Genomic DNA, 12,846 nt, shown 5'->3' with positions numbered 1-12,846 from the left:
TTTCCCGCATTAAGTGAGAGAGCGTCTGATGATCAAATGATCAGAAGTTGCTATCATTTGATCATGAAGACGGATGATCGGCATCGCACCATTGCCGAAATGCTCAGGCGGCGCCACGAGGTAACAGTGGAGGAGCTGACGGTTGCCTGCGACGCATCGGGGGCGACGATCCGGCGTGACCTTGAGATCCTGGCAGCGAACGGCGTTCTCCGCCGGGTCCACGGCGGAGCGCGCAGCCTCATTGTGCGCGGCGAAAATCCAGGTTACGGCCAGCGCGAGCTGGAGGACCGGGACTCCAAGAAGCGCATCGCAGCCGCCGTGGCGGGCCTGCTGGTTGACCGTGAACATGTCTGGCTGGACAGCGGCAGCACCGCCACGGAGGTTGCCCGCGCCTTGTCCGCGAGGGAGCTGACCATCATGCCGATGTCACTCCGGTCCCTCAACGTCCTCGCCGGTGCCGACGCCGCAGGTACCTGCCCTGCCTTGCTGCTGCCCGGCGGCAGCCTGGTCCCGGGCGAGCTGAGCTTCCGCGGCCCCATGGCTGAATCCAATATCCGCTCCCTGCGCTTTGACACGGCCGTCATAACACCCTGCGCGGTGGACCTCAAGGACGGCCTCCTGGCCCACGACATCGATGACGCAGCCGTGAAACGCGCTGGCCTGGAATCCGCCGGACGCGTGGTGGTGGCCGCCTCCGCATCCAAATGGGATGCGCAGGCGAGGGCGCTGGTCTCCGGACTGGAACGGGTGGACGTCCTGGTGACAGACAAGAAATTCAGCGCCGACGAGCGCGCACAACTCGACCAAGGTTCCCTGGAAGTAGTGACTGTATGAGCATCAATATCCGTACCTCGGAGGACTCCGGACTAAAGGCTGCCGCGGCCGCCACCTTCGTGGTCTTTGGCATCAACGGCCTTGTCTTCGCCAGCTGGGCCGCCAGGATCCCTGCCGTCACGGAGATCCTGGCCATCACCTCCGGGCAGATGGGCACGCTGCTGCTGTGCACCGCCGTGGGATCACTGCTGGCACTGCCCGCCGCGGGACTGGTGGTGGGCAAGATCGGAACCGCCAACACGGTACGGTTTGGCGGGCTCCTGGCCGCCCTCGCGGGGGTGGGCATCGCCTTGTCGCTCTCCGTGGCATCGCTCCCCGGCACGGCAATCGCGCTGTTCTTCTTCGGCATAGCCATCGGCCTGTGGGACGTGTCCCAGAACATTGAAGGTGCCGACGTCGAGCATAAACTGCGGCGCACCATCATGCCCCAGTTCCACGCGGCATTCAGCGGCGGCGCCTTTGTGGGCGCCCTGATCGGCGCCGGCCTTTCCAACCTCGGCATCGGCCTTCCCCTGCACCTGCTGGTCATCGCCGGCATCGTGGTTCTGGTGACGCTGACCGCGCCCCGCTACTTCCTTCCGCACATCTCAACGTCCACCCCGGACGGTGAACCGAAGCCCGCAAAGGGCCCGTCAGCATGGCGTGACAGCCGGACCCTGCTCATCGGCGTGGTGGTCCTGGGAGCCACGCTGACGGAGGGCGCGGGCAATGACTGGATTGCGAAAGCCTCCGTGGACGGGCTGGGCACCTCCGAGTCCACCGGTGCCTTGATGTTTGCCCTCTTCGTCCTGGCGATGACGGCCATGCGGTTCCTCGGCGGCCGGGTCATCGACAAGTACGGGCGGACTGCCGTGCTGCGGGCCAGCATGGGTGCTGCAGCATTGGGGCTGTGCCTCTTTGTGCTCGCCGGAAACGTTTGGCTTGCGGCCGTGGGGGCGGCATTGTGGGGTGTTGGGGCCGCGCTGGCCTTCCCCATGGGGATGTCGGCGGCGGCGGATGATCCGAGACATGCTGCAGCCAGGGTGTCCGTCGTATCAACCCTTGGCTATATCTCGTTCCTGGCAGGACCTCCCCTGCTGGGGTACCTCGGCGACCTCACCGGCATCCACCTCGCGCTCCTGGCCATCCTTGCGCCGATCCTCCTGGCCCTGCTCCTTGCGGGGGCAGCCAAACCCCTCAAGGCGGAGTAGTAAACTTCCAGCGCGTGCCGCGGACCCGCGTGCAGCAGCGCGATAGGGTGAATGGATGCAGAGCAACTGGCGCCGAAGCCATCGTTGGATCAGTCGGCTTGATAGATACCTGCTGAGGCATATTTCGGACCTCCCTGGCGGAAACCACGACGACTTCTTCCGGCGCCTCTCCGCCTCCGCCAACCACGGCAAGCTCTGGATGGGCGCCGCGGCGGTGATGGCGGCCTTCCCGGGGCGGACGCGCCGGGCGGCACTGCATGGACTCATAGCCCAGGCTGTGGCATCCGCCGTCACGAACGGCATCTTCAAGACCTTGCTCCCCCGAACCCGGCCGCTGCCGGAGCACCTTCCGGTGTTCCGGTTCGTCCACCCCCAGCCCACGAGCTCGTCCATGCCGTCCGGACACTCGGCGTCGGCGGTCGCGTTTGCCGTAGGGGCAGGACTGGTCCGGCCCGCCGTTGGCGCAGTGCTGGCTCCCGTAGCTGCAGGGGTGGCGTACTCACGCATACACACCGGAGCCCACTGGCCCTCCGATGTCCTTTTCGGCTCTGCGCTTGGCGCCGGGGCTGCACTCGTGACCCGACACTGGTGGCCGGTGCGGCCGCCCTTTCCCCAGGTTGGACGTACCTGGACTGAGGCGCCGGAACTGCCGGGCGGCCAAGGGCTGAGCATCGTAGTGAACACCCTGGGCGGATCCTTCACCGAGGAGACAGCCGCGGCGCTGCAGGAAGTATTCCCTGAAGCGCATATAAACACCGTCCATCCGGAGGAGAACCTGGTCGAGGAGATCCGGAAAACAGCGGAGTACCCCGGCACCCGGGCGCTCGGTGTGTGGGGCGGGGACGGCACGGTTGGAGCGGCCGCCGCTGCCGCCGTCGAAAGATCCCTCCCCCTGCTTGTCCTCCCTGGCGGGACGCTGAACCACTTCGCCCGGGACGCCGGAACCGGGAGCCTCAAGGAGGCCGTCGCCGCGGCGTCGAGGGGCGAGGCCGCCATGGCCGACGTCGGGATCGTCACCGTTGAAAGAGGCCTCGCCGGCAATCCGGAAACGGCGCAGCTGACCATGCTGAACACGTCCAGCGTGGGCCTGTACCCGAACTTTGTCCGGCGCCGAGAGCAGCTGCAGCCCGCCCTTGGAAAACCGCTGGCCGGCGTGGTGGCAATGTTCCGCACGTTCGCCGCCGGCACTCCCACCACCCTGACTGTCGACGGGAGGCGGCATAAAGTGTGGATCGCCTATGTGGGGCGGGGCCGATACTATCCGCGGGACCACGCGCCCCTGCTCCGGCCCGTGATGGATGACGGCGTCCTGGACGTCCGCATGATCACGGCGGACGAGTCCTTCGCCCGGCTGCGGCTGCTGTGGGCAGTGCTGACCGGTACCGTCGCAACCTCGCGCATCACCCACCTGTCGGAAGGCACACGGTTGCGAATCGACGCAGGCGGGTCACCCATGGCCCTGGCAGTGGACGGCGAAGCGCTGGCCGGCGTGCGCAGCGCGGAGTACACCGTCCGGCCCCAGGCGCTTGCCTACTACTCTCCCCACCCCTAGTCATTCCTGGGCCGGTCATCCAACGGGACTACCCTGATCTGCCCCTGAATCATCCCTGAGACGGGCGAAATCCAGCCGTGCCGTGGGTAGCGTGGTGCCTACCAGTCTTCTGAAGCGCATCCCGCAGTGCACAGCTGCCGTCCTAAGGAACATCCATGATTGAGGCAACAGGGCTGACCAAGGTCTACGGCGACAAAACCGCCGTCGACAGGGTCAGCTTCACAGTCCAGGCAGGCCGCGTTACCGGCTTCCTGGGCCCCAACGGAGCCGGGAAGTCGACCACCATGAGAATGATCATGGGGCTTGACCGGCCGACGTCGGGATCGGTCACCGTGAACGGCCTGCCCTACGTCCAGCACAAGGCACCCCTCCGTGAAGTGGGGGCGCTGCTCGATGCCAAGGCGGTCCACACCAGCCGCAGCGCCTACAACCACCTGCTGGCCATGGCAGCGACGCACAGCATTCCCAAAACCCGGGTACACGAGGTTATTGAGATGACGGGACTGGACGCCGTGGCACGGAAGAAGGCCGGTGGCTTCTCCTTGGGGATGGGCCAGCGGCTGGGCATAGCGGCAGCCTTGCTGGGGGATCCGCAGACCCTCATCCTGGACGAACCTGTCAACGGCCTGGACCCGGAGGGCGTGGTCTGGGTGCGGAACCTGGTCCGCTACCTCGCAGGGCAGGGACGCACGGTGTTCCTTTCGAGCCACCTGATGAGTGAGATGGCGCAGACCGCCGACCACCTGATTGTCATTGGGCGCGGCCGCGTGATTGCCGACGCACCCATCCGTGACATCATCACCGGCAAGGGGCAGGCGCGGGTCCGGGTGCGCACCGATGAACCCGACCGTCTCTCCCAGCTGCTCGCCGGCCGGGGCGCGTCCATCGACGTCCCGGAGCGGGAACTGCTCGAAGTAACGGGCCTCGAGCCCAGGACCATCGCGGCCGCCGCCCTGGAAAACCAGGTCATGGTCTACGAACTCACGCCGCTCGTCGCCAGCCTCGAGGAGGCGTACATGGAACTGACCAAGGACGACGTCGAATACCACTCCCTGCCCGCCGCGGAGGTAAGCAAGTAATGAGCGTAACCACCACTGAACCAACGTCTTCGCCTGACCCCTCATCGCCCGCCGGAGGCCGCAACGTCCGCGCCGGCGGACGGTCCCTGCCCGGCCCCACGTTCTTCCGGGTGCTCAACTCGGAAGTCATCAAGTTCCGCAGCCTCCTTTCCACGCTGATCCTGCTCGCTTCCACCGCGGTGGTCATGGTCGGGTTCGGCGCGCTGTCCGCATGGGGGACGGGCCAGTTCGCTGACGCGGCCACAAGGGATCCGCAGGCTGCGGCGCGGATGGCATCCCAGGGCGGCGACCTGGCGGTCAGCGTGCCAACCTCCGGCATCGCCTTCGCCCAGCTGATCCTTGGTTCCCTCGGTGTGCTCCTGATGAGCTCGGAATTCACCACCGGAATGGCGCGGTCCACCTTCGCGGCCGTGCCCAGGCGGCTTCCCGCGTTCGCTGCAAAGCTCGTGGTGGTCATGGTGACGTCGTTCGTGGTTACCGCCGTATCCACCTGGGTGGCAGGGCTGGTGGCTGTGCCCATCCTGGACAACTACGCCCTCACGCTGGACCTTGGCAGTTCCCAGTCGGTGAAGCTCCTGCTGGTCAACAGCATCTATGTGGCCGCCGTGGCCGCCATCGGCACGGCCCTGGGCACGCTGATCAGGAATTCCGCCGGCGGCATCATGAGCCTGGTGGGCATCTTCTTCGTGGCACCCATTGCCTTCCAGCTCATTCCCGGGGACTTCTTCAAGGAGGCCCGCAAGTACCTGCCTGGCAACACCGTTGAGCCCCTGACGGCCGCCCAGCATGTTCCCGACACCCTGGAAGCCTGGCAGGCGGCACTGGTCCTTGGCGCGTGGGTTGTCATCCCCGTCCTGCTCGCTGCAGTCCTGCTGAAGCGGCGGGACGTGTAGCGGCCAACCAATGCTCACCCCGAAGACAGGGACAGCGCGTGGTTTCCGGCACATTACAAAAGTGCATGGCAGGAAACTTTGTTTGCCCCTGATGGTTCCTGCTTGGAGGCACGTCCTGTTGGAAGCAATAAGATCTGTTGGAGTGCACAAAGCAAGGTGCACAATGGCCGACCTAGGGTGAAACGACGATGTGGTGCATCACACGGTCCCCCGGTGGACCACCAAGGCGTATCGCTCAACCCATGCTATTTCCCAACAGGACGGCACTTCCATGCATGCTGACCAGCAACTGTCAAAGTCCCTGAAACCCAGGCACCTGTCCATGATCGCCATCGCCGGCGTCATTGGTGCAGGCCTCTTCGTCGGCTCGGGTGCCGCCATCCAACAGGCCGGCCCCGGTATCCTCGTCGCGTATGCTGCCGCGGGCCTGGTGGTCATCCTGGTAATGCGCATGCTGGGGGAGATGGCCGCGGCAAACCCGGAAACGGGCTCATTCTCCACCTATGCGGACAAGGCACTGGGCCGGTGGGCAGGTTTCAGCATCGGCTGGCTCTACGCGTGGTTCTGGATCATCGTCCTGGGCATCGAAGCCACCGCAGGCGCAGCCATCATGCACCGCTGGGTGCCGGGCATTGACCAGTGGGTTTGGGCCCTGGTCCTCATGGTGCTGCTGACGCTCACCAACCTGGGCTCGGTGAAGTCCTTCGGCGAGTTCGAGTTCTGGTTCGCGTCCATCAAGGTGGCGGCGATCGTCCTCTTCCTGGTCTTCGGCGCCGCCGCCATCCTGGGGCTCATCCCCGGTGTCCCGGCTCCCGGCCTGAGCAACCTGATCAACAACGGCGGCTTCATGCCCAACGGTCCGGGTGCTGTCCTGGCTGGAATCCTCGTGGTGGTCTTTTCCTTCTTCGGCGCCGAGATCGCCACCATTGCCGCCGGTGAATCCGAAAACCCCGTGGACGCCGTGAAGAAGGCCGTGAAGTCCACCGTATGGCGCATCCTGGTCTTCTACATCGGCTCCATCGCCGTGGTGGTCACCCTGCTTCCATGGAACTCCGCCTCCGTGGCCAAGAGCCCCTACGTGGCGGTCATTGAACTGTTCGGCATCCCGGGCGCCGGAACCATCATGGACGTCGTGGTGCTGACCTCTGTGCTGTCCTGCCTGAATTCCGGGCTCTACACCGCCAGCCGCATGCTGTTCTCACTCTCCACCCGCGGTGACGCACCCCGGGCATGGACCCGCATCTCCCGCCGGGGCGTTCCCGCTGCCGCGGTCCTCGCCTCCACCGTGGTCGGCTTCATCACGGTGGGCCTGAACTACATTGCCCCGGACACGGTGTTCCTCTTCCTGGTCAACACCTCCGGAGCCATCGCGCTGTTCGTCTGGCTGGTCATCTCCGCCTCGCAGCTGGTCCTCCGCAGGCGCATGGGAGCCGCAGCAAAGGACCTGCAGCTGAAGATGTGGCTTTTCCCCTACCTCACGTGGGCAGCGATCATCAGCATCGTGGCCCTGCTGATCGGCATGGTGATCGTGGAGTCCACCCGGGAATCCCTGCTGCTTTCGATTGCGCTGGCCGCCGTTGTGGTGGCGGTGGGCGTGCTGCGCTACCGTCGGAAGGGCCTGGCCACCGCGGGCCAGCCGGACGTGGCAACCGAGGCTGAGCCGGCACCTGTCGAGGAGGCCCGGCGCTAGACTCGGGACCATGCCTTTGCCTCCCTCTGCTGCAGACCACATCCAGGACCTTGGCGCCTACGTCAGCGCATCGCCGTCGAGCTTCCATGCTGCGCATGAGGGCGGCCGGCGACTGGAGGAAGCCGGGTTCACCCGCCTGGATGAGCTGCAGCCGTGGGAGGCCGGGCCCGGTTCCTTCTTCATCATCCGCGACGGCGCCCTGATCGCGTGGGTGGTCCCCGAAGACGCCGGACCGGCCACCGGGTTCAATATCCTGGGCGCACACACCGATTCGCCCACCTTCAAGCTCAAGCCCAAGGCCACCACCGGCGCCCACGGCTGGCTCCAGGCCGGTGTGGAGATCTACGGCGGGCCGCTGCTGAACTCGTGGCTTGACCGTGAGCTGCAGCTGGCCGGCCGCCTGGTGATGCTGGACGGGACCGAGCATTTGGCAGCCACCGGGCCCATGCTCCGGTTCCCGCAGTTGGCCATCCACCTGGACCGGGCAGTCAACGACGGGTTCACCCTGGACAAGCAGCGGCACATGAATCCCGTGTGGGGGCTGGGAAATCCTTCAGACTCCGACCTGCTGGGCGTGCTGGCGGCGTCGGTTGCCGGCGCATCCGTCGATCCGGGGCAGATAGGCGGGTACGACGTCGTCATTGCGGACACGCAGGCCCCCTCTCTTTTCGGGGGCAACAGTGAGTTCTTCGCCTCCGGGCGGCTCGACAACCTTTCGTCAACGCACGCGGGGCTCGCCGCGCTGATCGCGCATGCCTCCGCGCCCGCCGGCGACGGCGCTGGCGCGCCCATCGCTGTCCTGGCGGCGTTCGACCACGAGGAGATCGGCTCCAACTCCCGCTCGGGTGCCTGCGGACCCGTCCTTGAAGACGTCCTGGTGCGGATCTCTGACGGCCTCGGCGCCACGGTGAGCCAGCGGCGGCAGGCGCTGGCGTCGTCGTCCTGTGTGTCCGCCGATGCCGGTCACGCCGTGCACCCCAACTATCCGGAGCGGCACGACCCCGCCAACCACCCCGTGCTCAACGGCGGCCCGCTGCTGAAGATCAATGCCAACCAGCGCTACGCCACGGATGCGCCCGGCGCGGCTTTGTGGGCCCGGCTCTGCGCGGAGGCCGGGGTGCCGTACCAGGAATTCGTATCCAACAACGCGATCCCCTGCGGCTCCACCATCGGGCCGTTGACGGCTACCCGGCTGGGCATCCGGACCGTCGACGTGGGCGTGCCGTTGCTTTCCATGCACTCCGCGCGCGAGATGTGCGGCGTGGAGGACCCCAGGCGGCTGGCCGCGGTGACGGAAGTGTTCTTCAGAACGGCTCTTTAACCAACCCCCTACCTATTAACATTCACGGGATGGACAACCCCTATACCTAACGAATTCACCATTCGTTAACCCCGTTACTTACTGATCGGCCGAAAGATGGCCACACAAAAGCGAGTACTCACTACTGGTGATACCCGGGTGGACCAAAAGTAGGCTCTTCGTCACGGGCAGAGTCCTTGGCTAATGAGTTGCTGGGGCCAGAGACAAGACCTTGACCGGATAAAGCGCTAGTGGCGCACTTGCTTCAAGCTGAGTGCGGCATTGTCCAGTTTCCGTCGATGTCATGAAGTGGTGAGGCATTTGTCCATTTCCACCCAGCTTCCGTACACGCTATCCGAGCCAACGTTGTCGATAGCGAGAGCGTCAGTAAGCGTAGTAATCCCGACACTGAATGAGGCGAAGAACCTGCCTTGGGTGCTTCGTCGAATGCCCTCGTACGTGGACGAGGTAGTGATCGTGGACGGCCGATCCCAGGACAACACAGTGGGGGTTGCTCGGGCCCTCCGCGAGGATGTCGTGATCGTGGAGGAAAAACGCAAGGGAAAGGGCGTAGCCCTCCGGTCAGGATTCGCCGCAGCCGCCGGCGACATCATCGTCATGCTCGATGCCGACGGCAGCATGGACCCCCAGGAAATCGGCTGGTTCGTTGCCCCCCTCCAGCACGACTATGACTTTGTCAAAGGTTCCCGGCACGTAACCGGAGGCGGGTCCGAGGACCTCACCTGGCTGCGGCGCACGGGCAACCGGGCACTGACGGCCTTGGCGAATGCGGTGCTGCACAGCAATTATTCGGATCTCTGCTACGGCTACATTGCCTTCAGGCGTGAATGCCTGGAAGTCCTCCAGCTTGAATCCGACGGGTTTGAGATTGAGACGGAGTTGATCGTCAGGGCAGCCAAAGCGGGGCTTCGGATCGCAGAAGTGCCGAGTATCGAACTGGAGCGCATCTCGGGGGCTTCGAACCTGCAGACGTTCCGGGACGGCTGGCGTGTGCTGGGGACAATGGCCCGAGAGTGTGCCTTGTGGGAGGCGCCCACGGCCGGCGCCCGTCCTGAGGCTCTGCGACGCGTCAAATACGCATATGCAAACGTTAGTTTCCCCCGGACCCCCACCGACCCCCAGAGCCTCCTTTCTTTACGGGAAGCAGCCTGAGATGACGACTTTTCGCAGGCCCACCGTCACTGTCGTCATCTGCACTTACACCGAGGACCGCTGGGCGAACCTGCTGGATGTCATCGAATCCGTCAGGGCACAGACCGTCAGTCCGCAGGAGGTGCTCCTGGTAATCGACCACAACATTGATCTTTATGAACGCCTTCTTTCGGTGGTTGATGACGTCACGGTCGTCCAGAACACGGGGCCGCAGGGTCTGTCCGGGGCACGCAACACCGGCGTAGGCCTGGCTGATACGGACATCGTCGCCTTCCTGGATGATGACGCCGAAGCGGCACCGAACTGGCTTGAGCTTTTGCTGGCCATGTACGACGATCCTGACGTCCTTGCCGTCGGTGGCCGGGTGGAGCCTATTTGGGAAACCGGCCGCCCCGGCTATTTCGGCGAGGAGCTGGACTGGATCGTTGGATGCAGCCACCTGGGGATGCCACGGGTTGCCTGCGAGGTCAGGAACGTTATTGGCGCAAACATGTCATTCCGGCTTGAGGTACTCCGCCAGGTGGGGGGTTTTAACCTTGCTTTAGGCCGCCAGGGTGCCATTCCCCTGGGATGCGAGGAAACAGAGATCTGCATTCGCTCAAAGATGGGCTCGCCTGGTTCCCGAATTGTGTACGAACCGGCCGCAGTGGTGCGCCACCATGTCCCGGCCAACAGGGGCACGTTCCGCTACATGCTGTCCCGGTCATGGTCTGAAGGCCTGTCAAAGGCCCAGGTGAGCCAGGTGGTCGGCCACAAAAGGGCGCTCGGACCCGAAAGGCGGTATGTGCGTAGGGTCCTGCCACGCGCCGTTGTTTCCGGGCTTTATGACTGGGGCAGAAACGGGGATCCGGGAGGACTCGGACGGGCCGGTGCCGTGCTTTCGGTTCTGGCCTTCACCGCCGCAGGCTACCTGCGCGGCCGGCGCTTGGCCCACGTTACGCCCCGCGTGGGAAGCACGGCTGGCATAGAGGCAGCCTGGAGGGACGTCCAGTGAGTGAAAGCGTGAAAGCGGAACCGTCAGAATTTCACAGCGCGAATGAGTCGGAGGGATGAAGAAATGAACCACTGTTTTGCGCGCGGAGGCGCGGTCGTGCACGATTCCTCCGATGTAGCTGGCTTCGGTCCACCCGCTTCGCGGAATCTGCGGCTCTTTGCACTGCTGACAGCACTGCTGGTTGCGGTGGGTGCCCTGGTAGCCCCGGTTGCGGCGTCGGCTGCTGCGGGTGATGTCGGGGTAGAGGGTCCGTCACATTCGGGGACGGGCACGCCGACGGGCACGAAGCGGGCGGAGAGTGCATTGTGGTTCAACGACGGGCTCTGGTGGGGAAACCTGTGGGACACCGCCAGCTCGGATTTCCATATCTTCAGGCTCAATGCCGCGACGGGCTCGTGGGTCAATACGGGCGTGGCGACGGAGACGCGGGCGAACACCCATCATGACGTGTTGTGGGACGGGACGACGTTGTATGTGGCGAGCCACATGTTCGTCAACGACGGTCTGCCTGCTGAGGCCAACTTCCCGACTTTGATGCGGCGTTACAGCTACAACTCAAGTACGAAGACTTACTCGCTGCTGAGTTCCACACAGATCAACAACTACAAAGTTGAGGTCCTGACCATCGATAAGGACTCGACTGGTCGGGTGTGGGCCACGTGGCAGCAGGGGAACAAGATCTATCTGAACGCCACTGGCACAGATGGCAAGACCTGGGGAACGCCGTTCCAGCATCCTGCGTCTCTAAGCAATGTGTCTGTGGACGACACATCGGCTCTGATCGCATTCGGACCCGGCAAGATGGGGCTGATGTGGAGCCGGCAGGTCGGTGACGCCACAGACGGCATGTACTGGAGCTACCGTGCTGACAGTGCAAGCGGAGCCCCGAACACCGGATGGAGCACTCCTGTGGCGGCGGTTTCGGGGCAGCGCAGCGCTGATGACCATATGAACTTGAAGTGGCTGGACTCCTCGGGCGACCGGGTTTTCGCCGCCGTCAAGACGTCGTTCACGTCGGCGCCCCAGCCGTTGATCCAGCTCCTGGAATTGAGCGGTACGACGTGGTCGCACCACACGATCGCGCCGGTGTCAGAGTGCCCGAACCGGGTGATCGTCCTGATTGACGAGAGCACGCAGATGCTGCGCACCTTCGCCACGTATCCGAAGCCGAACGGCACGACGAACGCGGGCGTCTGCACCACCTCCGGGGGCGCGATCTACGAGAAGTCAACGCCGCTAAACAAGATCGACTTCACAGCAGCGAAGACAGCCCGCATCGTGGACGCCGACCAGTATGTCCACAACGTGACGTCAACGAAACAGAACCTCAACAGTGCGGCGCGGGGCACGGCGAAAAGCGGTCTGCTGGTGCTCGCCGACGTCAACGCAACAAGCCGGTACTGGCACTTCTACGATCCCAGCAGTGGCGCTGATACGACGGCTCCGACGGTGACGGGTACGTCTCCGGCCGCTGGTGCGACCGGTGTGGCGGTGACGGCGAACGCGACGGGGACGTTCTCGGAGGCGATGGATGCCTCGACGGTCACGTCGAGCACGTTCGAGTTGTACGAGGGGACGGCGCCGGTTCCGCCAAATGCGACGCCTGTGTCCGCGGTTGTGTCGTATACGGGCAACGTTGCGACGTTGAACCCGAACGCTGACCTGAAGGCGGGTACGACGTACACGGCGACGATCAAGGGCGGCTCCGGTGGCGTGAAGGATGTTGCCGGTAACGCGTTGGCGCAGGACAAGACCTGGTCCTTCACCACGGCTGCCGCGGGCGGCGGCGATACGACGGCTCCGACGGTGACGGGTACGTCTCCGGCTGATGGTGCGACCGGTGTGGCAGTGACGGCGAACGCGACGGGGACGTTCTCGGAGGCGATGGATGCCTCGACGGTCACGTCGAGCACGTTCGAGTTGTACGAGGGGACGGCGCCGGTTCCGCCAAATGCGACGCCTGTGTCCGCGGTTGTGTCGTATACGGGCAACGTTGCGACGTTGAACCCGAACGCTGACCTGAAGGCGGGTACGACGTACACGGCGACGATCAAGGGCGGCTCCGGTGGCGTGAAGGATGTTGCCGGTAACGCGTTGGCGCAGGACAAGACCTGGTCCTTCACCACGGCTGCCGCGGGCGG

At 64.7% G+C, this 12,846-nt stretch carries 10 protein-coding genes; all 10 read left to right on the top strand.

Going from position 1 to position 12,846, the window contains the following annotated elements; genetic code table 11:
* The first annotated feature begins 63 nt into the window (after nt 1–63).
* On the top strand, nt 64–834 hold the full coding sequence (locus ACQ3DC_RS18120) for a DeoR/GlpR family DNA-binding transcription regulator (protein ID WP_430752872.1): 771 nt from the start codon (nt 64–66) through the stop codon (nt 832–834).
* Nucleotides 831–2,024, top strand: coding sequence for an MFS transporter (locus tag ACQ3DC_RS18115; protein ID WP_430752871.1), 1,194 nt, complete (start codon nt 831–833; stop codon nt 2,022–2,024). Before ACQ3DC_RS18120 ends, ACQ3DC_RS18115 begins: the two co-directional genes overlap by 4 nt.
* Before the next feature lie 55 nt (nt 2,025–2,079).
* Nucleotides 2,080–3,576 carry a bifunctional phosphatase PAP2/diacylglycerol kinase family protein gene (locus tag ACQ3DC_RS18110; RefSeq protein WP_321214821.1) on the top strand — a complete coding sequence of 499 codons (1,497 nt, stop codon included), beginning with the start codon at nt 2,080–2,082 and terminating at the stop codon, nt 3,574–3,576.
* A 155-nt stretch (nt 3,577–3,731) separates the two neighbouring features.
* Nucleotides 3,732–4,655: an ABC transporter ATP-binding protein gene (locus tag ACQ3DC_RS18105; RefSeq protein ID WP_157240182.1), complete on the top strand. Its 924-nt coding sequence runs from the start codon at nt 3,732–3,734 to the stop codon at nt 4,653–4,655.
* A complete protein-coding gene (locus tag ACQ3DC_RS18100; protein ID WP_323058134.1) occupies nt 4,655–5,548 on the top strand; it encodes an ABC transporter permease in 894 nt (297 codons plus the stop codon). Before ACQ3DC_RS18105 ends, ACQ3DC_RS18100 begins: the two co-directional genes overlap by 1 nt.
* Before the next feature lie 271 nt (nt 5,549–5,819).
* Complete coding sequence (locus ACQ3DC_RS18095; RefSeq protein WP_421092601.1) at nt 5,820–7,238, top strand: amino acid permease; 1,419 nt, start codon at nt 5,820–5,822, stop codon at nt 7,236–7,238.
* A gap of 10 nt (nt 7,239–7,248) precedes the next feature.
* Complete coding sequence (locus tag ACQ3DC_RS18090) at nt 7,249–8,559, top strand: M18 family aminopeptidase (protein ID WP_430752870.1); 1,311 nt, start codon at nt 7,249–7,251, stop codon at nt 8,557–8,559.
* Nucleotides 8,560–8,847: 288 nt separating this feature from the next.
* Nucleotides 8,848–9,711 carry a glycosyltransferase family 2 protein gene (locus ACQ3DC_RS18085; protein ID WP_430752869.1) on the top strand — a complete coding sequence of 288 codons (864 nt, stop codon included), beginning with the start codon at nt 8,848–8,850 and terminating at the stop codon, nt 9,709–9,711.
* A gap of 1 nt (nt 9,712) precedes the next feature.
* Entirely contained in the window at nt 9,713–10,705 is a 993-nt protein-coding gene (locus ACQ3DC_RS18080; protein ID WP_321214817.1) for a glycosyltransferase family 2 protein, read from the top strand.
* A 63-nt stretch (nt 10,706–10,768) separates the two neighbouring features.
* The coding region (locus ACQ3DC_RS18075) for an Ig-like domain-containing protein (RefSeq protein ID WP_430752868.1) at nt 10,769–12,846 on the top strand (2,078 nt) is incomplete at its 3' end.

This window comes from Paenarthrobacter sp. NEAU-H11, from assembly GCF_050573415.1.
Classification (GTDB): Bacteria; Actinomycetota; Actinomycetes; order Actinomycetales; family Micrococcaceae; genus Arthrobacter.
The sequence above is the reverse complement of the archived record's forward strand: the minus strand, read 5'-3'. Positions and strand labels throughout refer to the sequence as shown.